15 protein-coding genes are annotated in these 20,700 nt (G+C 44.1%); 6 read left to right on the forward strand and 9 right to left on the reverse strand.

Annotated features, from left to right (window positions below):
* Positions 1 to 144: 144 nt before the first annotated feature.
* Positions 145 to 735, forward strand: a complete 591-nt coding sequence (locus QUA80_RS09800) for a hypothetical protein (protein WP_333423655.1) — start codon at positions 145 to 147, stop codon at positions 733 to 735.
* A gap of 677 nt (positions 736 to 1,412) precedes the next feature.
* Here the strand turns inward: QUA80_RS09800 and QUA80_RS09805 are convergent.
* From QUA80_RS09805 to QUA80_RS09830, 6 genes are all read right to left on the reverse strand, one after another.
* Positions 1,413 to 2,621, reverse strand: a complete 1,209-nt coding sequence (locus QUA80_RS09805; RefSeq protein WP_333423656.1) for a DegT/DnrJ/EryC1/StrS family aminotransferase — start codon at positions 2,619 to 2,621, stop codon at positions 1,413 to 1,415.
* 524 nt (positions 2,622 to 3,145) lie between these two features.
* A complete protein-coding gene (locus QUA80_RS09810) occupies positions 3,146 to 3,721 on the reverse strand; it encodes an alpha/beta hydrolase (protein WP_333423659.1) in 576 nt (191 codons plus the stop codon).
* A gap of 600 nt (positions 3,722 to 4,321) precedes the next feature.
* The gene (locus QUA80_RS09815; RefSeq protein ID WP_333423661.1) at positions 4,322 to 4,630 is read right to left on the reverse strand and encodes a DUF3493 domain-containing protein; all 309 of its coding nucleotides are present in this window, start codon (positions 4,628 to 4,630) and stop codon (positions 4,322 to 4,324) included.
* A 168-nt stretch (positions 4,631 to 4,798) separates the two neighbouring features.
* The gene (locus QUA80_RS09820; RefSeq protein ID WP_333423663.1) at positions 4,799 to 6,031 is read right to left on the reverse strand and encodes a DUF445 family protein; all 1,233 of its coding nucleotides are present in this window, start codon (positions 6,029 to 6,031) and stop codon (positions 4,799 to 4,801) included.
* 118 nt (positions 6,032 to 6,149) lie between these two features.
* A complete protein-coding gene (ubiE, locus tag QUA80_RS09825; RefSeq protein ID WP_333423665.1) occupies positions 6,150 to 6,863 on the reverse strand; it encodes a bifunctional demethylmenaquinone methyltransferase/2-methoxy-6-polyprenyl-1,4-benzoquinol methylase UbiE in 714 nt (237 codons plus the stop codon).
* A gap of 242 nt (positions 6,864 to 7,105) precedes the next feature.
* Positions 7,106 to 8,050 (reverse strand): response regulator, encoded by a 945-nt coding sequence (locus tag QUA80_RS09830; RefSeq protein ID WP_333423667.1) that lies wholly within the window; start codon positions 8,048 to 8,050, stop codon positions 7,106 to 7,108.
* Positions 8,051 to 8,206: 156 nt separating this feature from the next.
* Between QUA80_RS09830 and QUA80_RS09835 the strand changes: the two genes are divergently transcribed.
* Positions 8,207 to 9,301, forward strand: a complete 1,095-nt coding sequence (locus QUA80_RS09835; protein ID WP_333423668.1) for a RuBisCO accumulation factor 1 — start codon at positions 8,207 to 8,209, stop codon at positions 9,299 to 9,301.
* Between the two features lie 178 nt (positions 9,302 to 9,479).
* Here the strand turns inward: QUA80_RS09835 and QUA80_RS09840 are convergent, their stop codons facing one another.
* Positions 9,480 to 10,481: a DUF4349 domain-containing protein gene (locus QUA80_RS09840; RefSeq protein ID WP_333423670.1), complete on the reverse strand. Its 1,002-nt coding sequence runs from the start codon at positions 10,479 to 10,481 to the stop codon at positions 9,480 to 9,482.
* 455 nt (positions 10,482 to 10,936) lie between these two features.
* Between QUA80_RS09840 and QUA80_RS09845 the strand changes: the two genes are divergently transcribed.
* The 3 genes from QUA80_RS09845 to QUA80_RS09855 all read left to right on the forward strand — a co-directional run bounded on the left by QUA80_RS09845 (position 10,937) and on the right by QUA80_RS09855 (position 15,374).
* Positions 10,937 to 13,402 (forward strand): ATP-dependent helicase, encoded by a 2,466-nt coding sequence (locus QUA80_RS09845; RefSeq protein ID WP_333423672.1) that lies wholly within the window; start codon positions 10,937 to 10,939, stop codon positions 13,400 to 13,402.
* A 242-nt stretch (positions 13,403 to 13,644) separates the two neighbouring features.
* Positions 13,645 to 14,391 (forward strand): dienelactone hydrolase family protein, encoded by a 747-nt coding sequence (locus QUA80_RS09850; RefSeq protein WP_333423674.1) that lies wholly within the window; start codon positions 13,645 to 13,647, stop codon positions 14,389 to 14,391.
* An 83-nt stretch (positions 14,392 to 14,474) separates the two neighbouring features.
* Complete coding sequence (locus QUA80_RS09855) at positions 14,475 to 15,374, forward strand: S1 RNA-binding domain-containing protein (protein WP_333423676.1); 900 nt, start codon at positions 14,475 to 14,477, stop codon at positions 15,372 to 15,374.
* 142 nt (positions 15,375 to 15,516) lie between these two features.
* Here QUA80_RS09855 and QUA80_RS09860 read toward each other — a convergent pair whose 3' ends face one another.
* Both QUA80_RS09860 and QUA80_RS09865 read right to left on the reverse strand, forming a co-directional pair.
* Entirely contained in the window at positions 15,517 to 17,754 is a 2,238-nt protein-coding gene (locus QUA80_RS09860; RefSeq protein ID WP_333423678.1) for a polysaccharide biosynthesis tyrosine autokinase, read from the reverse strand.
* Between the two features lie 21 nt (positions 17,755 to 17,775).
* Positions 17,776 to 19,206, reverse strand: a complete 1,431-nt coding sequence (locus QUA80_RS09865; RefSeq protein ID WP_333423679.1) for an SLBB domain-containing protein — start codon at positions 19,204 to 19,206, stop codon at positions 17,776 to 17,778.
* Between the two features lie 36 nt (positions 19,207 to 19,242).
* Here QUA80_RS09865 and QUA80_RS09870 point away from each other — a divergent pair, with 36 nt between their 5' ends.
* Positions 19,243 to 20,598: an O-antigen ligase family protein gene (locus QUA80_RS09870; protein WP_333423681.1), complete on the forward strand. Its 1,356-nt coding sequence runs from the start codon at positions 19,243 to 19,245 to the stop codon at positions 20,596 to 20,598.
* The last annotated feature ends 102 nt before the right edge of the window (positions 20,599 to 20,700 follow it).

Consider the following 20,700-nt stretch of genomic DNA (forward strand, 5'->3'; position numbering starts at 1 on the left):
TTAACAATCAAAGTTTGTGAAATGAATTTTAGATCAAAACTTCCGACTGCAAAGATTGTCCGGTTTTTCATATTTCCCTGAGTTTTGTTGGCGGGTTCGACAACTGTGCAAAAATATCATTAAACAGCTTCTCGAATTTCAGCTATGTCAGCACAACCGATCGCTTCTTCCCCATCTTCTGCCCCAGTATTTGAGCCGGCGGTATTCCGGCTTTCTCCCCTAATTAGAATCACGCTGTTGAGCTTGTACGCAGCCCTGACAATTCCGTTACCGTTTTTGTCGGAAGTAACCAAAGCGCCGGTTCCACCCGCCGCAATCTGGGCGGGAATTGTTGTCGGCGCTTTGGGCCTCTACGGCGTGCTCGGTGAAATGGTAATTGTCAGCGAAGAAGGGATTGAAGTCACATATCCCAACTGGTTTCCGCGTTTGTTTCGCAAGGGTTGGTCGCTACCTTGGACTGAGGTAAAATCTCTCAAACCTCGATCGACCGGTCAAGGAGGTTTAGTTTACTATTTTTTGAGTCATTCGGGAGAAGGTTATTTGCTGCCGATGCGAGTGGCTGGATTTGCTAAATTAGTCGGTTTGGTGGAAGCAAAAACAGGTATTGATACTAGAGATGTCCGCCCTTTGTCGCAGCCTTGGATGTATCTTATTTTACTTTTATGTACGCTGCTTCTGCTGTTGGTAGATGCGTGGACGATTGTAAATGCGATCGGGTTTAAAGGTAATCTTTAAAGTGCGCTTAGCAAGCATCCTACCAATTAAATGTAAGCACACAATTCTATTAGCCTACGCCGCAGCAAGCACGCTACCAATTAAATCTAAGTGCGCAGTAAGGTGCTTGCTGCGCCGTAAAAATTAAATGTCAGTGCTTGGGCGGGTGACAAATATAGCTAGGAATCATGCCGTTCGCCTGGTTGCTGCTCGCTCGACCCCGTTGAACACAATTTTTATGACTAAAAACAGAGAGCGAGTTAGTTGTCGAGAGGAAGTGAGTTTGAGAGAATTTAGATAACATTTTTTTGTATAAGTAAGCGTGTAAATTTGGCGCTGACCTATCTTTTTTTCACACAAGTCGGTCAAATATTAGCCATGTCTGATAGTCCTGGATGCACGATTGGTTAGAAACCGGTTTTTTTTACGAAAACACGAATTGTAGACCGCACGCGGGCGTCAAAAACCAGATTTCTGGGGCCGATGCGTAAGTCATGTCTGAGTTTCCCGCAGGGTTTTCACGCCGCCAGTTATCACTTATTAAAATCTAAAATCTAAAATTTCCACTCCATTAACCGGGTATTAAACCCGGATTTGGTATCATTACCTTGCAAAGGGCGTTGTGGACTCAAAAAAAATCCTAGCTGCTTTTGTTAAAAAACAGCTAGGATTTTTTAATAACAACCTATTTCAGGACTTTAGTCTGCTGTTGCCAAAACTGGATTCTTAGTTTTGCCGATCGCCAAACATTTTTTAACTGCAGCAATCACATCTTCCACATCTGCATCTGTTAATTTTGCCGAAATCGGCAAGCTAATTGTATGCAGTCCGATGTAGCTAGCATTCGGATAGTCTTCCGGCTGCCATCCAAACATTTCTTGATAGATAGGATGTTCCGGCATACTCATGTAATGTACGCCTACACCGATATTTTCAGCATTGATAGCATTGAGAAACTCGTCGCGGCTGATTCCTGTTTTGGCTTCATCTACCAAAATGGTGTACAGGTGATAAGCATGAATTGTATCCGGTTCTGGGTTGGCGGGCAAAGTAATCGGCAAATCCGCAAATGCTTCGTTGTAGCGCTGCCAAATCTGCTCCCGCCGCTGCCAATAAGGGGCAACTCGTTTCATTTGATGAATGCCGATCGCAGCTTGCAGATCCATCATATTGTATTTAAAACCGACTTCCACCACTTGGTAATGCTTGTAACCCGAGTCTCCGAAGCGCTTCCAAGCATCTTTGCTCATACCGTGCAGCGCTAAAATTTTGAGTCTGTCTGCGTCTTCTTTACTGGCCGCTAGAATCATTCCTCCTTCGCCGGTCGTAATGTTTTTGGTAACATAAAAGCTGAAGCATCCAAAGTCGCCAAATGTGCCTGCTTTACGTCCCTTGTACTCTGTTTCTATCGCGTGAGCGCAGTCTTCAATTAACTTCAAGTTGTGACGGCGAGCAATCTCGCAAAGCGCATCCATATCGCAGGGACGACCCGCGAAATGAACCGGCAAAATTGCTTTAGTTTTTGAAGTTATTTTAGCTTCAACTTGAGCGGGGTCAATATTCATTGTCACCGGATCTACATCCGCCAGTACCGGTGTTGCGCCTGCGTGAACGATCGCGTTAACTGTAGCGCAAAAAGTCATCGGAGTAGTAATGACTTCATCCCCCGGTTTTAAAGAAGCAGCGAGGATGCTTAAGTGCAGTGCCGCCGTACAGGAATTGACTGCAATCGCGTACTCGGAACCCTTGTAAGCTTTGAAGTCATTTTCAAAATTCATGACTTTCGGGCCTGTACCCAACCAACCTGTTTTCATGGTTGATACCACTTCTTGAATTTCAGCATCTTCGATTGCCGGAGCACCGAAAACCAAGAAACGGTCTTTTGAACGAATAGGATTGTTGTTCATGTTGCTAGTGTTACCCAGTAAATAGGGTTGATAGAGTGAAAGTGTACTACCCTGACAGGTAGGGTTTTATTTGAATTCGAGGTGCTGATAATTAATGCAGTCTCTCACCTTTTTTTTTCAACTTTTTTTAGTCAATAGTTTTGGCGAATAGGTTGTGTCATGCCGTCTGTTATAGCACAAGATTACTCATGACCGGCCGTTTTTCCGCAACCGCCTGACTCTGACAGCGTTTCTCTATTTTAAAATACATAATCTGCAATGTCCACCCAATCATATTTCAGTTTATGGGGGATACAGAAGCTACGGCCTGCATTTTTGTCTGAAATAGTTTTCTTGGTAAAAATATAAATATTTTATTCAAACTTTTTGTGAACCCTCTAACATTTATCGCGAAGCTTAATTTTACAGCCAAGCTAATATCTGACAAATTTTGCACAAATAAAGTGTGACTTGACTGTAATTTATGCAGGTTAAATAACATTTTGTGCTATGTCGAAGCAATCAACCCCGCCGGACAAAATTCACTACAATCTAGGCAGACGAATCTTGTTCAAAAGATCTTGCAGCCGTTCTGAAACGCCGCCCAATTGTTCTGACAAAGCTACAAGTTTTCCGTAAGCTTCAACTAAGCGATCGCCCTCAACATAAACTTCTGGAGTCGGATAATTCTTCATCGCTTCCAGCATAGTAATCTCGTTATCATTAGTTGCAGACAGCACCAAGGCTTCGCGCAAAGCTTCTCGATTTGCATTCCCAGAAGGAGTGCGAATTACCTGACCCACTTCATCGAGAATTATTTCCCCAACCTTGCTGTTGAGGGTTTGATCCAACAACCTTTGACTGACTTTTACCGGTCTCGTCAGACTGCTGCGAACAGCTTCCGGCTCTTTTTTTGCCTTTCCCAGCAACATTTCTAACGCGGGCGACATTTGCCCAGTTTCTGCAAAAATTTCTAATTCGCTGACGGGTAAAGTCATTCGGATCGCACTGTATTTGAGCACTACCTTTTCGGCAGCAGCCGCAGCATTACTGTAAAATACAATTCCCGCTCCCGCTGCTAAAAATAAAGTCCACCGCCCTTGGAAAAACGATCGATCCATAATTAAACCTCCCAACATCTTTTTCTACTTCGACTTTGACACATCTCATCAGTTACTGCACGGGCTAAGGTCTTCGGGAAATGCCAAATTATTCGATCGCCCCAGCACTTATACCATTTTAGATTTTAGATTTTAGATTTTAGATTTTAGATTTGCAAATGACCGATCGTCGTGGTTTCCAGCATCGGCCTAGAGTTGCATGATTTTTGGGAACAGGTATTACCTATACCGGATGCTAGGCAAAAAACTCTGTTCACGGCGCTGGTACGGGCTTCTCAGTGCTTGCTAAGCGCACCCTACTGATTCTATCTCCGAATCTCCCGATCCTCGCCAAATGCCGAACGCCAGCTCTTCTATCAGTGAAGGCTGGCGCTGGGCTTAAATTGATTTTATATATTTAGGGTCTTTATGAAAGCTGACCCCATTTGAACGAATCACAAGCGGTTTATGATTAGGGCCTTTAAATTTGCTGACCCCAATTGAAGCCACATCATTATCATTACAGGGATCGCTGACAAACCAGGATTTCATAATAATTTCTTTATATTTATAACTTTTCTTTGCCTCATATAGATTTTTGTCTCGATTTGTAAACTTTTGTTACTTCGACTTCGGGGATCTGCCCTCGGCACGCTGTTCCCAGCGAAACAGGAACACCATCAGGGCCACAACTCCGACTTGGAGGGCAAAATTGGGCAAAGCAGAACCTATTTCCCGGCCAGAGGCAATTTTAGCGAGGAAAACCAAGCCGCCGATAAAGCCCGAAGCGCCACAAGCTACGTAAACAAACTGTCGCAGAGGCCGGTAGGGAGTTGACATTTCTGCGGTTAAACGCTCGTATTGTTGGCGGCTGAGGTTGCGGGGGTTTTTTGGAATGTTTGTGCGATCGTCCGAATTGGGGGCTGGCATAGATTTAGAAAATAGGTAAATTAGGATGGGGCTACAAAAACCCAGTTTCTACCAAAAACCCTCTGGCTGAGGTGGCAAATACGGCCGCAAAACCGCGTTTTTGGTACTGTGGGCGCAAGTCGAGTGAATATTAGACTAGAACAAATATCTCACAACTGCCGAAATAAATCACCGCTGAATCCACAGCACAACTGTCTGCAAACAGCCGACAAAAACACCCAAAAGACCTCCTAAATTTACAATTCCCTGCAACTCGCTTTGGACAATTCCCTGAATTGCTAACTCCAACTGTTCAGGAGAAGTACCTTTGACTCGATCGACAATCACCTGGTCGATATTCAAAATCGGGATAGCCTGAGCTACAATATTTTCTAAATCCCGCTCTAAATAGCGCTCTAAAACCAAAGCCAGTTCTTTGCTGACAATTTCCAGGGAAGCGCTCATCACCGCAGAAGTTTGCAAGCGATTGAGAATCAACCGCGAAATATTTTCCCAATCAATAGATTTGCTCAACCCCTCAAGTACCTCTGCACCCCGCTGCTGAACGTAGCTGCGAACGCTGTCGCGCATAGTTTTTCGCAACTGTCTCACAGTCGAAACCGGTAAATTTTGCATCGACAAATTTTGCAGCCATTCCTGAATGCGCCCGCGAATTCCCAAAGAAACAGTTAACTCTGCTAACCGCTGATTTGTCGCTTCTCTCTCATCCAAACAAAAAGTCCGCAGCCGAGTTAAAGTGTTCCGCAAACCAAACAAATTTGCTACTACCCAATAAGTGCCGCTGGTTTTTTCTCGAAACCCTTCATCGATGATCGAAATATTGCGATCCGTCAAAAAGTCAATTAAAGCCTGCCGCAGCACTTCCGGGGGTATTACTACCTGCAACAACCAATCAGCAAGCTGAGCCGCCTGAGATTCCGTTAGCTGAATCTCCAGCAAAACTTGATCGAAAATTTGATTAAGCTGAGCTTCTAAAAAATCTTCCCGGCGCGCCAAAACTTTGAGAATTCGCGGCACAGATTCCCCCAGCAAATCTCGCAGAATGTTAGCGAGAATTTTAGCGGTTTTTTGCTCGGCGTCTGCTTTTACCTGATCCAGCGCCAACTGCAACAGCCAGAGAATTATCGACTGCATCCGCTCAGTTTGCAGGAGGCGGCGCGCCAAGTTTTGCAGTTCCTCCGGCGTCAGCAGCGAACCCATAATTGTGTCGGAAATTCGCTTTGCCAAGCGCTCTTGGTTGCGGGGGATCAAGCCGGGAGTGAAAGGCAACTGCCGCCCTTTGATGTAAATAGGTCGATAGGGGCGGAACAGCATTTTGATAGCTATATCGTTAGTGAAATAGCCAATAATTCCTCCCACTACTGGTGGGGCCAACAACAGCCAAATGTCAGACGGATTCATAAGATTTTAGATTTTAGATTTTAGATTTTAGATTTACTCCACAGATGAATCTGGGGGGTTGAACCTTGGTCTAAAATTTTGATCTGGGGTATTCGATCGACCGAAACTGCAACCACTTTTAATTTTCAATTGCTTTTACTAATACCAATACTCCCATCATAGCTCCGGCAATGGGGTAGTGGGTGGCGGAAGCAAATCCGGCTTGGTTGGCGATCGCGACTTGCTGCTGGCCGGTCGGGAATTTTTCTAAACTAGGATTAATGTAGGCATATTCTTGAGTCATGCCAAATTGCTGAGCAACGGGCACTACGAGAGTGTCTAGATAAAACTGCTGAAAGCTCCGCATTAGGGAATTGCTGGGGCGGTGGAGGTCGAGAATAGCTGCTTTGGCACCGGGTTTGAGAACGCGGTGCAATTCCTGAAGACTGCGGGGGATGTCAGTCACGTTACGCAGGCCGTAACCCATGGTGGCGCAGTCGAAGTAATTGTCGGCAAAAGGCAAGTTTAGGGCGTCAGCTTCTACCCAGGAAATGAGACTGCCAGGGGTAAGAAAAGGTCGATCGCGCCTCGCCGCCACGGCCAATTGTTCGGCGGAAAAATCTACTCCAAATACGCAACCGGTCGGCCCTGCTTGTTTGGCCAGCAACAAAGCTAGATCCCCGCTACCGCAGCACAAGTCTAAACAAGTATTTCCGGGGCCCGCACTGCTCCATTGCACCGCCATTTGCTTCCAAATCCGGTGTTGTCCAAAGCTCAACCAATCGTTCAATTGGTTGTAAACTGGTGCAATTCGATTAAATATAGTTTTAATTTGTTCGGCGTTATTAGTCATTTGTCATTTTTCATGGGTGATTGATAATTGGTAATTGGTCAGCAGGAAAAAATAATTAATCCGTGCATTCAGGTCATGCTGTCGCCAGTCATTAATACTTTTTTATTTATTAACTACCGGTGATATTTTGTCGAGAATCATTGGTTTGCTATCATTTTAGACTCAAGACAGAGAGCCGACTGATGACTAATGACTGATGACTGATGACTGATGACTGATGACTGATGACTGATGACTGATGACTAATGACCTTGAAAACTCGTCAGTACCAAAGCAACTTCTTGAGCGGCGAGATGAACTGTTGTGAGTTCGTCGGGGCGAAGGGAACAAGGTTGCTTCCACTGCATGGAAATCAGGGCGATCGATCGACCTTTGTGAATCACCGGGATTGTCAGGTGAGCTTGAATGCCGGATTTCTGATAGTGCGGCAGGCTCGCTAAGCCTGTGTCGAGCCCAATATTCACAGCACCCTGAATAGTTTGAGAGGTAATTGCTTCTCGAACCAGAGGGTCATCTGCCAGCCAATTTTCCACAGTAGAACCAGTGGTGTGAGTGCCTTGGACTGGTATTAAAACATTTCCTTCCACCAGTTGCAAAATGCAAGAGTCCGCCAAAAAATTATCACTTATAGCAGTAGCAATTGGGTCTAAACTTGCTTCCAAACTCGGATAATCCACAGCCGTTTGCATTATTGTTGCTAACAGTTGTATTTGAGTTTGGGCGCGATCCAATTCCTCAGTACGCTGCTTGAGAATTTCATATGTCTCGGCAGCCTTTTGCACCACCATTTTCAATTCATTCGGGTCCCAAGGCTTGGTGATATACTTGTAAACCTGTCCTGAGTTAATCGCATCTACCAAGTCTTCAATGTCCGTAAAACCAGTCAAGATAATTCTGACCGTATTCGGAAACTGGGGCACTGTTTTGCTCAAAAACTCCGTTCCCTTCATTTCGGGCATCCGCTGATCGGAAATGATGACGGCGACCTCGCCTTCGATGCCGAGGACTTCCAAGGCGCGAATTCCGCTCTCAGCTTTGAGCACGTTAAAATCTCGTCGGAAAGTGCGGTAGAGTAAATCCAGATTGTCTGGTTCGTCGTCTACTACCAGCATTTTGGGCTTTTTCGGTTTGTGTAGGGTCATGAGCTGGCGTTTAATTTGATCGAGCTCTGAAATGGCATTATCCATAACAATACGATAAACTCCCCTTTGTAAATTTAGGCGAGCAACTATTCTGTAACAATAGTCTCATAACTCACTTACTATTAATCTATCGCTCTGCCGCGACACGAGCCTTGCCGGTATCCAATCACACATAACTTAGCGCTAGTTTTTGATTCAATTATGACTGATACACCGCAAGATTCCTCCCCTCCTGCATCTGCACCCTCCACAAATGCTGTGGATGTTGAAAAGTTAATTCGATCGCTCCGCCGAAAAGAAGGCACTTGGGTAGAGTGGGGACAGGCCTGCACAGCACTGCTAAAAGCTGGTTACAACACTCAAAGGATTTTTGAAGAAACTGGTTTTGAACCTATTCAGCAAAATCAAGTGAGTGTCGCAGCCCAAGTTTACACCAGCATGGTAAATGCTGGGGCTTCAGAAGAAGTTCGATCGCACTTCCTCCGCAAAGGTAGCGATATTTTGTACGAGTTTCGGATTCTCTCTCAAGTAGAGCGGGCTGGGGCGGCGGCTTTGATGCTAGCACACAATTTGGATGTTGACGATGCTCGCCAAGTTGCTAAAGCGATCAAGGAGTTTTCGCACTTCGGGAGTCTCCCCCAGGGGTTCACAGACACTCCAGGGGATGCTGTAGCTTACCAGTGCTGGCAATTGGCGAGACAGAAAAGCGATTTGCAAGAGCGATCGCGCCTCATTGCTCGCGGTTTAAAATTAGCTAGCAGCCAAACCGCTAGGGCGCAAATCGAGCAGTTGCTCGTCGATTTTACCGTAGTTCCGAGACGGGAAGCGCCCCGCTTGCCCGTCTACCGACTCGATACCGAAGAACAATTGCCCCGAATTGTCCCGGTTGTGGGCAAATTGCCGCTTTCTACGACAGATTTGCTGGCAGTGCCTTTGCCGGAGGAAATCGAGCCGTTCCGAATGGTAAAATTTTCCGGAGCCGGAGCTTGGGTGGCGATTCCCGGATGGCAGGTAATTTTGAACGCTGAAGATCCGGTGGCGGTTTTGGAAATGAGCGATAGATTGCCGGTACCGCTGCAAGGCAAAGTTGAAGAAGTTTTGATTATTGCCGATCGAGCCCAAAGACAGTGGGATGCTGACAGTTATTTCCTCGCCGATAACGCTGGCAATTTAGAATTGTACTGGTTTGAACAATCCCCAGATATTCCTATTTTGGGGCGAGTTGTGCTGGTGATGCGTCCGAAAAAGATTGTGGATGAAGACTATACCAAAGATGGATGGCAAATTGATGATTAGTCAGTTGGCAGTTGTCAGTTGACGGTTGACGGTTGACGGTTGACGGTTGTCAGTTGTCGTTGGTTTTAAGAACAGGTTCTCCGGTCGTTCCACAATACATAAATTTTATGTGGGTGGGATGACTAATGACTAATGACTAATGACTAATGACTACTGACTGCTGACTACTGATTACTGACTACTGAGGCGGTTTCGGTTCTTGAATTGTCGGAACAGAATGCTGTTTCTTAAATCGATTAAAGCCGTAAACCGCAGCCCCTATTAACAGCAAATAAGGACTGTAAGCCAGCAGCCAAATACCCAAAGCAAACAAACCGAGCGTCAATTCACCCACAGAATGGGTCGCTTTCCCCCAAGTTTCCTGCACCCGCAAACCTAGAGAAGGTTCCGGAGTTTGTTGAGCCGATACTGCTGCTTCTAGAGTTAAGCTAATAGTTGAATAGGCTACTTGATTTCGCAAACTTTTTAACTGAGCGTCAATGCGTTCGATCGACTCCCGAATATTGCTCAACTCTTGAGCAGCTTTAAGCACGTCGCCGACAGAGCCCGATCGCTCCATAATTTTTAACACCATTTCCTCCGATTTGCGGAGGTTCCGCAGCCTAGCCTCGCTGTCAACTAATTGATCGGTAACATCCTCAGCCGTCAGAGAACGGTTCTCTACAGTTCCGAGTTTTGCCAAAGCGTCTAAAGTAGTTTCTAAACGTTCTTGAGGCACGCGAATCTCCACAGACGCCGTTTGGCGGACACTCGAATCCGGCGGCTTTTGATTTTGAAAACCCAAGATATCGCCTTGCTGTTTTTCGACAATATTAGTAACAGATTTAGTGCTGGCGTCAATAGATTTGACAACTACGCTGAGTTGGGCTTTTTTAATCAGTTGGGGACGGGTTGCTGGAGTTTCTGCTGCTTTTTTTGATGAAGCAGGAGCTTTTGGCCTTTGGGCTGCTGGTGCGGGTGGGGGTGGTGGAGCCGATGCGGCAACTTGGTTTTCACGGCTGCTGGATGAACCTGCGCCGGGTGGAGCGCTGCCGGTCGATCCATCTCCTCCGCAGCTAGGCAAAGCAATGGCTGAAGATAAAGTTAAGAATACCGCCACAGCAAAACGAATTGTGCTGTTGTTGGCTGAGTTTGGGTTTGTCTTGGGCGGGGGGGAATTGATTTTGAGGTGAGTTTTCATGTGGGTGACTCCTCTAAAAAAGGCTTGGGTATTGAATTTTATGCTGGTTTCAATTTAAGCTTCAATAGATAGCATTAGTTTAGCCGATACCGAAATGGAAACGGTAGAGGTTGAATACTTTGGGATTTTTAACCGCAGACAAACGCAGATGAACGCAGATGAAAGCCAATAAATATCGGTGCGATGACCGAAAACAATTTAGTCACAAGTCCCCGGATTCATCCGTGGAGCGAGAAAAAAGCTCCTCGCTCCCCATCGCCAGCCCTCGGATTTCTGAGCGGGGTCGCTTTATTCAATTCTTTAATCTAAAATCTAAAATCTAAAATCGATTGACGGTTCGGGTTCTGCGCATACGATCGCAACTAAAGCAACTCGGTTTCTGATACCGTTTGAAAAGGCTCAACGCGACCAATATTTTTCTAATCTAAAATCTAAAATCTAAAATCTAAAATCGAATGACAGATGAATTTGATACTGATTTTATGCGATCGACAACCAATACCGATCGCCCGGATGTAGCCTCAGCGCTTTCAGAATCAGGGTTTGCCGCCGTTTTGCGAGAACAAGCTTGCCTTAAAATTCGCGAAAGCTTGCGTGCCGGGCAGCAGGACATGGCGGATTGGCAAGGCGGCCCCCTTGCTGTTTCGGCGGTTCCCGGGGCCGGGAAGTCTACGGGAATGGCTGCTGCGTCGGCAATTGCGATCGCCCGCAACGGGCTTCACAGCCGCCGCCAGTTAATTGTCGTGACATTTACGCGATCGGCTGCTGCTAATATTAAAGCTAAAATTCGGGAAAGATTGGCCCAATTGTCTTTATCTCAAGGCGGCTTTGCGGTGCACACTTTGCACGGTTTAGCTTTGAATATTGCGATGCGCCATCCCGATTTGTCTGGTTTAAATTTAGAAAATTCAACCTTAGTTACTCCCACTCAAAGTCACCGATTAATTCGCACCTGTGTAGAACTTTGGATTGCGGAAAATCCCCGCCGATACCAAGTTTTGTTGGAAGGACAGCAATTCGACGGAGAGGAAACGGAGAGATTGCGGCGACAATCGGTTTTGCGGACGGAAATTTTGCCGCAGGTAGCTAAAACAGTGATTCACGAGGCAAAATCTTCGGGTTTATTGCCCGAACAGTTGTTAGAAATGAGCGCTCTTGATACTGGGGACGGTTATGAGATTTTAGCGGTAGCTGGGGGTTTATATCAAAAATATCAGGCTTTGTTGAGGAGTCGGGAATTCATCGATTACGACGAGATGATTTTAGCAGCTTTGCGGGTGTTGGACAATCCGAGGGCGAGGGCGATCGAGCAAAAGCAAGTATTTGCCGTTTTCGAGGACGAAGCTCAAGATTCTACACCTTTGCAGACTCGGCTTTTGGAAACATTGGCGATCGATCCAGAACGTCCTACTTTACCTCCCAACTTTATCAGAGTTGGCGACCCAAATCAAGCAATTAATTCTACTTTTACACCCGCAGACCCGATTTATTTTAACCAATTTTGTGATGAGTGCGAAGTAGAGAATAAGTTAGCGACAATGGACGGCGCAGGCCGCAGCACCCAGGTAATTATCGATGCCGCTAACTTTATTTTGCAGTGGGTCAATGGCTCAGAATTAGCGAAAAATGAAAAGCCTTTTCGCGACCAAACTATTAAGCCAGTACCCAGCCATGACCCGCAGCATAATGCCAATCCGAATCCCATTGGTCGAGGCTTAGAATTGCATACTCCCCGCGACATTTACCATACAGTTGAGTTAATTGGCAAGCGGGTAATTGAGTTAGTAGAAGAATTTTTACCGGCAGAGTTTGAATTGGGAAAGAATGGCAACAATATCGAATCAGGCGGTGAAGCTAGCGATGGAGAAAAGAGTGCAAAATTGCCGTTAGACAATCTGAAATCGATGGCTATTTTGGTACGGGAAAACAAACAAGGTAAGTTTATCAAAGAAGTGCTAGAAAATCCTCACAAACATGGATTAAGCTTTGATTTGCACAAATATGGGATTAAAATTGAAGATGTGGGAGAACGGGACAGACATTCTCAAGTACCTTGGGAAATCTTAACACTGCTGCAATTTCTCGATCGCCCGCACTCTCCAGACTACCTAAAAGCAGCATTAAAAATTTTGAGCGATCGGCAACTCATCCCCAAACAAGACTACAATGCTTTTGCTACCAGCCCCGAGCAATTCCTTTACCCAGGCCCGCTAGACCCGCAGCAGTCAGACCCCGTTCGCAAATGCCGCTATTTTTGCTGCGGTTTGCTGCAAGCTAGCTTAGAACTGCCGCCCTACCAAATCATCTCATTTTTAGCCTTAGCGCTGCAATACGACCAAACAGAATTAGCCACCGCCGACAAATTAGCAGAACGGGTAGCAATCCAAACAGCCGGCAACAATTCAATGCGGAATATTTTGGACGTACTTAGCGAAATTGTCAGTTCCGAAAGATTTGAACCTGTGGATGCAGACGACAAAATAGAAGAACGCTATACCAGCAAAGGTCAACTAACAATTATTACCATGCACAAAGCTAAAGGATTAGATTGGGATTGCGTATTTTTGCCGTTTTTACACGAACAAACCATCCCCGGAAATTTGCGCGTTTTGCCCCAAGCCCGATTTTTAGGAGATTTCACTTTAGCAGAGGTAGCGAGAGCGCAAATTCGAGCAAGTTTGCACGAAAAATATCCTTTACCAAATCTAGGCGAAGCATGGGAACAAGCTGGTTATTTGAAAACAGCAGAAGAGTTTCGACTGCTGTATGTGGCGATGACGCGAGCAAAAAGCTTGCTGTGGATGGCTGCGGAGAAGAAAGGGCCTTTTACTTGGAACAAACCGGAGAATTTGCAGGAGCAAAAACCTTGTCCGGTAATGCCTGTTTTAAAGCAGAGATTTCCGGGTAATGCGTTCTCCTAAATTTGAGGATTAGTTACTAATAGAGATATTTTTAACGAACCGCGAAGACGCGAACTCCGCGAAGTTTGAGAAGAAAAGCTTGAGAAAAAAAATACTGATCCGGGTTTATTGAGTCCGAAATCTGGGTATAATACCAACAATCTCTCTCCAAAACTTCTCTTTTATTTCTCTGCGCCCTCTGCGCCCTCTGCGGTAAAAAAAATCTAGTTCGCAAATGAAATAAAATTGCACTAAAAATCGCTATGACCAACTCAGAAATTCGCACAGCTAACGTCACAGTTCCCAACGGAGATTTGCAAATCGCCGCTTACCTAGCCCAACCCGCAGCAGAAGGGCAATTTCCCGCAGTTATTGTGATTCAAGAAATCTTTGGCGTCAACTCGCACATCCGCGAAGTTACTGAAAGAATAGCAAAAGAAGGATATGTGGCGATCGCCCCAGCCATTTATCAACGTCAAGCCCCTGGTTTTGAAACCGGCTACACACCCGAAGACATCAAAATCGGCAGAGAATACAAGGAACAAACCACCGCTTCCGAACTTCTGGGCGACATCCAAGCCGCCGTCGATTACCTCAAAACTCTACCCTCTGTCAAACAGCAAGGTTTTGGCTGCATCGGTTTCTGCTTTGGGGGACACGTCGCCTACCTCGCCGCTACTTTGCCCGAAATCAAGGCTACAGCGTCGTTCTACGGCGCAGGTATTGCCACTCTAACCCCCGGGGGCGGAACCCCCACGATCGCCCGCACAGCAGACATTAAAGGCACTCTCTACGCCTTTTTCGGCACTCAAGACTCCAGCATTCCCTTAGAACAAGTTGACCAAATCGCCGCAGAATTGCAAAAACACCATATTTCTCACCGAATTTTCCGCTACAATGCCGATCACGGCTTCTTCTGCGACCACCGCGGCAGTTACGACGCTACCGCAGCAGCCGATTCGTGGATACAGGTGAAGCAGCTATTTCATCAGCAACTTCAACCAGCTTAGAGAGTGGGAGATGGGGAGAGTGGGAAAATTTTTTCTGCTGACAAGTGACAACTAAATTACTGACAACTGACAACTAAACTGACATGAATTCCAAATCTACAGGTTCTCAAAGCGCAAAACCATCCTTTTCAATGGATGATTTTGCTAAAGCCCTCGAACAGCACAATTACGAGTTCCAGAAGGGACAAGTAGTGCGCGGCAAAGTGTTCGAGTACGACTCAAACGGCGCGTATGTTGATATCGGCGGCAAGTCTTCGGCTTTTTTGCCGATCGAAGAGGCTGCTTTGAGAACGGTAACTGATTTGTCGGAAGTGGTTCCGCTGGATGAGGAACGGGACTTTTTGATTATCCGCGAACAAGATGCAGATGGCCAAGTTACTTTGTCTCTGCGGCAGTTACAAATTCAGCAAGCTTGGGAAGATTTAATTGAATTGCAGGAAACTGGAAAAGTTCTTCAAGTGCGGGTTTCTGGGGCGAATAAGGGCGGCGTGACTGTAGATGTTCAGGGAATGCGCGGTTTTATTCCCCGATCGCACTTAGTGGAACGCGATAACATAGAATCGCTGATCGGTCAATCTTTGAGCGTTAATTTTTTGGAGGTCGATCGCGATCGAGAAAAACTCGTACTTTCCCAGCGGATGGCCACTCAATCGAATGCCTTCAGAGATTTGCAAATCGGTCAGTTGGTGGAAGGAAAAGTCAGCAGCATTAAGCCTTTTGGCGTGTTTGTGGACTTAGAAGGAGTTAGCGGTTTGCTGCACATCAAGCAAGTCAGCCAAAAATATATTGATAACCTTGGAAAGCTTTTTGCACCCGGTCAACCCCTGAAAGCCCTGGTGGTTGACCTCGATCAAGGTAGGGGTCGGATTTCGCTTTCTACTCGGGTACTAGAAAATTATCCAGGGGAAATGGTGGATAAAATGGCGGATGTTATGGATACCGCAGAAGAGCGATCGGAACGTGCTCGAAAGACTCTTTCTTAAGTATTGATATAATTACCACCCCGACTTCTTAAAGAAGTCGGGGATCTAACAGCTCGATCGTTTTACATTTAATTAGGTTAATTTATTTATCTGGCGTTTGATATCAACTTTTTACTTCTTTCTTTGGCTGTATAACTCCATTTTATCGTCCTTTAACCCCATTAGCTACTACTCCCAATACTTTAAAATCGGCTATATTTAGTTGATCTAAAGCTTTGCTTACCATCCCGCGATCGGTTTTTTCGATTTTTACTATCAGCACTGTACCATCAGTTTGAGAAGCTAGTAAATGACCGTCAGCTAAACCTATCAAAGGTGGCGTATCGTAAATTACTAAATCAAATAAGGCTAGGAATTGTTCCATTAAATAGTGCATCTTTCTGGAAGAAAGTAATTTAATGGGATCGGGGGTAATAGTACCAGCAGTGAGGACAAAAAGGTTGTCGTTATCGGGCAATCGCTGGATGGCATCATTTAAGCTTAAATCAGAAGTCAAAGTATTACTTAAACCTTTAATATTTGCTAACCCAAGGTATGTGTGAAGTTGAGGAAAACGCAGATTAGCATCCACTAATAATACTCGTTTACCAACAGCAGAAGAAGTTTTAGCTAAATAAACTGCTACAGTGGACTTACCCTCACCTCTAACAGTCGAAGTGATGGTTATAGAACTTATCGGATGTTCAGCACTCAATAAGTGAATATTTGTGTATAAGTAGTGAAATGCCTCTATCAAAGGAAAATCTTGGTAATTAGACGCTATTATTCGTCTTGAGTTTGGACTGTTAGAAGTTGAACTGACGCTAGTAAATTTAGGTGAAACTCTTTCCCCTCTACGGGATTTAATTTTCATTGCTTTGGCGATCGGAATTACTCCCAAAAGAGGACGTTTAGTTGCTGATTTAATTTCTTCTGGAGTATGGAAAACTGTATTTAAAACTTCTACTAGGAAACCTATAGCAATACCTAGTAAACTGCTAATAACGATCGAGATCGCTAAGTGGCGGCGGGTTGGTTTTTCTTTTACAGGATGGAGAGCACCATTGTCATCTCTGACTAATTCTGGTTTAGCTATAATTTTCCAAGCGCTATCAATTTGACCGGCATCTAGTTGTAAAGTTTTTTGTTTACCTAGGAACAGTTTAAGATTATCTTTAGCTAGTTCTAGTTCTAATTGTATTTCGTCATAGCGACGTTGAGCTTGGGGCATTTCATTTATTTTGTCTTGCAGAGATTTTTGGTTATTAGCTAGCACCTTCTCGCGAGCTTCTAACTGTTGTATTTGTGCTTTCATCTGCAACAGAACAGATGTAGCTTCTCTTTGCATTAAATCCCGCAAACTTTGCTGCTTTTCCCGCAAAGATTGAATGGGAAGACTATTTTCATAAAATTGAGTAGAGCTTAAAGCTAATTGCGACTCTATTTCATTTACTTTTCCCATTAAACCTTCATAAGACTTAGGATTAATATCAACAATCCAACGATTATCACCCTTTGCAGAGCGTTGTTTGTATATTTCATATTGACGCATACTTTCTGCTGATTGTGCTGCCACTTCTATGCGAATATTAGCCAAGTGATTTATCTGATCTGATAGCAGGCGGCTACCTACATCTGGCTGATTAAAGTTATACTTAATTCTTAATGCTTGTAATTCATTTTGTAATTTATCTACTTTCTGCTGGAGTTGTGGTATTTGTTTTTCGATAAAATCAATCCCTTTAGTGCTAATTCTTAAGCGCTCTTGGCGCATATATTCCATATAATATTTTAAAGTTTCTTCTAACACATATTTGATGCGATTAGAGTCGCGATCGCGGTAACTAATCTCTAATAGTTTAGTACCCACTTCTTTGCCATCTTGTACAAAAGTAATCCGCTGGACATCCAAGCTGTTAAGAAGGTTTTTATAATCAAACCGTGGATATTTTGTTTGCACTCTTTTAAACAATGGTAATAACACTTCAGGGCTTTTTAAAACCCGCGTTAAGCTTTGATAGTCCACCGAATAATTTTCTTGGGATGAGGATTTCACTTTGCTCAGTTCTGCGATACCCAAACTATTGTCTTGAGCTTGGACAAAGAGCTTTGCAAGCTGATCGTCAGACGTAATCGGTTCTACTAAAACCGTAAATTTTCCTTGGTATTCAGAAATAGTTTTTTTGGCATTCCATAGAATGAAACTACCACTCAAAGTAGCTATGACGGCAGATACTATGACCATCACCAGAGCACGACGCTTGAGCACAGCTAGTACCCAATTCATATCAAGTACTTGGTCATCATCTTCTGGGCTACTAGCTAAATAATTAGCGGAGGGAACAGACAGATATTGACCGTCAAGGTCATTTTTGAGGGAAGAAAACAGTTTCTTATCCATAAGACAAATGTTATTTCATTCCTAATCAACTAAAAGTTTTAGTAGCTCTATGAGTCTGGTGGGAACGAGAATTCCACCAATAATATCATTAGCTGGTGTGAAAACAGTGTTAATGTTGTCTATCCAAACAGCAGTCCTAGAACGTGCCACTATAATTATGTCATTATCTTGAATAAGTGGGTTGGTTTGAGAATCGATTCCCTGATTCAAATTTATTGGTATTTGGGAGCGGGATATAGTGCCATTAGGATTCAGCCTAATCAGTTCCACAAATCTAGAGTTGGCGCGATTTGGTCTGAAACCCCCCGCACTCATAATTGCTTGATTTAAGGTAGTATTAGGAGGTAATTTCAATGCTCCCGGAGTATTGACTTCTCCGATAATACTCACTTGCACAGTCGCGGAAGCAAAGCTAGAAGTAGCTAGAACAGAAACTTCTCCGGGGTCGATCGCCGTCGCTGTCGGGACAAAGATGATATCCCCTTCTTGTAGTATAGTATCTTGAGAAGTATCTTGTTCTTGCAAATATTGCCAGAGGTTAATAGTTCTAACTTGTTGTTTGCCACTTCTAGTATAACGTTGGAGTTGGATTTGGCGAATATCGGCGATTGATGTGATTCCCCCAGCTAGTTGTAGAGCACGAATAATTGTCGGCTGTCCGTTGGTTCTTTCACCATTTTGGGTATCACCACCAATCGCTACATATCTACCGGGACGCTTTACCTCTCCGAATACTGAGACAGTACGGGGTTGATCTGCTGGTATAGAAAAATTAGATTCACTAAGTTGATTTGTTTCTGCTAAATTAATTGTTTCTTGAGGGGGAACCAAGATTTGATCTCCATCTCGCAACGTGATATCTTGGCTCGTCTGACCAGTTTGTAAATAATCCCACAGGTTATAAGTGATAGTTATCTCTTGGTTGGCATTGAGCCGACGTCGGACAATTACTCGGCGGATATCAGCGCTAGCTCGAATACCCCCAGCTTTTTCTAAAGCTTGAGGCAGCGTGGGAAACTGAACTGACGGTTTAGTTCCACCTCCATTAGCTAGGGGCAATAAGTATGAGCCAGGACGACTTATTTCACCAGACAACCAAATATTGAGCGGGCGGGCAGCTTGTAAGCTGATGGTAACTAAAGGTCTTTTGACGATCCGGCCATAAGCTCTAGTGATAACTTGGGCTGCCTGTTCTAAAGTTAATCCTTGAAGGGAAATACTACCAATAATCGGCATTTGAATAGCTCCCCCAGCGGGAATTTGATACTCCCCACTAAGCTGGGGTACATCGTAGATATCAATTCTAATATTATCTCCACCACCTAGATAATAGTCAGTATTAGTGCTAATTGTGGGGGCTGGGGACTGAGCGAGGCTGGTTTGAGGGTAGGAGAGAGTGAGTACCAGCATTAGCAGTTGCACTTGCAAGGCAGGAAGGGTAAGCCATTTCATAGGTAGTAAAACAAATTTGATGATAAAGGTAAAGCGATGAAAGATATTTTAAGGGTTCCGATGTTTACGTTGATGCTTTTTTGTTTGGTGGCGATCGCCTTTGTAACTATTTATATTTTAGTCGCCCGCCATCACAAATTTGCTGCCCGATTAGAAAAAATTTTTGTGGGCATACTTTTTTTTACTATCACGAGTAGCTCTGGAGTTACGCCCATGATTTTTCAAAAACTCCATCCTAACATTTTCTCTAACTTAAAAACTACAGCGCCAACTATTATCAGTCAACTTGCCATTTATTCCGGCATGATTATAATTTTAGTTCCCCGCTTGAGTAAAACCACAAAAAATCTAGTTAATGTAGCTATCAAATGGATTTTAGGAGACGGTTTTTTCTGTTTATTTTTGTTGATGATGACTATATCTGGGTTGTGGTCACAAACTCCTGAACTTAGTTATCGGGGTATTTTGACTATGTGGGCAATAACACTGGTTTCTATGTATGTAGGCAAACAATATAGTTGGTTGGAAATTTATGGATTATTGAGATGGCTAAGTTGTTTATTAGCCTTATGGGGAGTCGTGCAAACAAATCCATCGTCGGACGGCTGTTGGACGGGAATTTTAAGCCATAAAAATCCTTTTTCTTTTCAAATGGCTAACACTGCTTCTTTATGGATTTTATATGCTGCTAAAGAAAAAAAGTACCGATACTTATCATTGTTTATAACTCTAATAGCTTTAGTAGGATTGCAAAAAGGTTGTAGTGGTGCTAGTAGAATTCTGACAGTGATATTAATCACTTTTTGGGTTTATTTGTCCGTCTTAAAAAGATTACCTGTAAAATGGGCTTTTCTCTGCTTTCTGTTGTTTTTGGTGGGCAGTATATGTATTGCTATTGTGGTATTAAATAATTTAGAGGCTATTGTTGTGGATGGTTTGAAAAAAGATATGACTTTAACGGGTCGCACAAACTTTTGGCCTTTAATTATTGATAGAATTAATCACAACAGTCCCATATTTGGTTATGGAATGGCAGGATTTTGGCAATCTTGGCGGGGCTTAGAAGACCCAGCTTACGGAATTATAGATGTTAAATCTGGTTTTGTGCCACCCCACTCCCACAATGGTTTTATTGATATACTTTGCGAACTGGGTTGGGGCGGATTGTTGTTGTTTATTTTTTCATTTTTTAATAATATATTTAGAGGTATAAAGTACCTGATAAAAGAAAATTTTCCAGAGTCAGCTTTGGCTTTGTATCTATTAACATTTATACTAATGACTAATATGACAGAAGGGGGATTATTGGCGATTGGTACTTATTGGTGTTACTATGTAGTTTTATCGGTAAAATTGAGCTTAGATACGACAGCTAAGGATCATCAACACTGATGATGCCAGAATTTTGTCAGGCTGATTAATCGGGAGACGGGAGAGTTGAGTGCGATCGCACTGTTTACCCTGAAATGCAATGACAACTCAGCAGACACGCCT

Origin of the sequence: Microcoleus sp. F4-D5 (genome assembly GCF_036704885.1) — a bacterium.
In the GTDB taxonomy this organism is placed as follows: domain Bacteria; phylum Cyanobacteriota; class Cyanobacteriia; order Cyanobacteriales; family Microcoleaceae; genus Microcoleus.

What these genes read in the sequence shown, in the direction of transcription:
- QUA80_RS09800 (WP_333423655.1), top strand. Translation starts at nt 145, where the DNA reads ATGTCAGCACAACCGATCGCTTCTTCCCCATCTTCTGCCCCAGTATTT.
- QUA80_RS09860 (WP_333423678.1), bottom strand. Translation starts at nt 17,754, where the DNA reads ATGGATAAGAAACTGTTTTCTTCCCTCAAAAATGACCTTGACGGTCAA.
- QUA80_RS09855 (WP_333423676.1), top strand. Translation starts at nt 14,475, where the DNA reads ATGAATTCCAAATCTACAGGTTCTCAAAGCGCAAAACCATCCTTTTCA.
- QUA80_RS09850 (WP_333423674.1), top strand. Translation starts at nt 13,645, where the DNA reads ATGACCAACTCAGAAATTCGCACAGCTAACGTCACAGTTCCCAACGGA.
- QUA80_RS09845 (WP_333423672.1), top strand. Translation starts at nt 10,937, where the DNA reads ATGACAGATGAATTTGATACTGATTTTATGCGATCGACAACCAATACC.
- QUA80_RS09830 (WP_333423667.1), bottom strand. Translation starts at nt 8,050, where the DNA reads ATGGATAATGCCATTTCAGAGCTCGATCAAATTAAACGCCAGCTCATG.
- ubiE (WP_333423665.1), bottom strand. Translation starts at nt 6,863, where the DNA reads ATGACTAATAACGCCGAACAAATTAAAACTATATTTAATCGAATTGCA.
- QUA80_RS09815 (WP_333423661.1), bottom strand. Translation starts at nt 4,630, where the DNA reads ATGCCAGCCCCCAATTCGGACGATCGCACAAACATTCCAAAAAACCCC.
- QUA80_RS09865 (WP_333423679.1), bottom strand. Translation starts at nt 19,206, where the DNA reads ATGAAATGGCTTACCCTTCCTGCCTTGCAAGTGCAACTGCTAATGCTG.
- QUA80_RS09810 (WP_333423659.1), bottom strand. Translation starts at nt 3,721, where the DNA reads ATGGATCGATCGTTTTTCCAAGGGCGGTGGACTTTATTTTTAGCAGCG.
- QUA80_RS09820 (WP_333423663.1), bottom strand. Translation starts at nt 6,031, where the DNA reads ATGAATCCGTCTGACATTTGGCTGTTGTTGGCCCCACCAGTAGTGGGA.
- QUA80_RS09840 (WP_333423670.1), bottom strand. Translation starts at nt 10,481, where the DNA reads ATGAAAACTCACCTCAAAATCAATTCCCCCCCGCCCAAGACAAACCCA.
- QUA80_RS09870 (WP_333423681.1), top strand. Translation starts at nt 19,243, where the DNA reads ATGAAAGATATTTTAAGGGTTCCGATGTTTACGTTGATGCTTTTTTGT.
- QUA80_RS09835 (WP_333423668.1), top strand. Translation starts at nt 8,207, where the DNA reads ATGACTGATACACCGCAAGATTCCTCCCCTCCTGCATCTGCACCCTCC.
- QUA80_RS09805 (WP_333423656.1), bottom strand. Translation starts at nt 2,621, where the DNA reads ATGAACAACAATCCTATTCGTTCAAAAGACCGTTTCTTGGTTTTCGGT.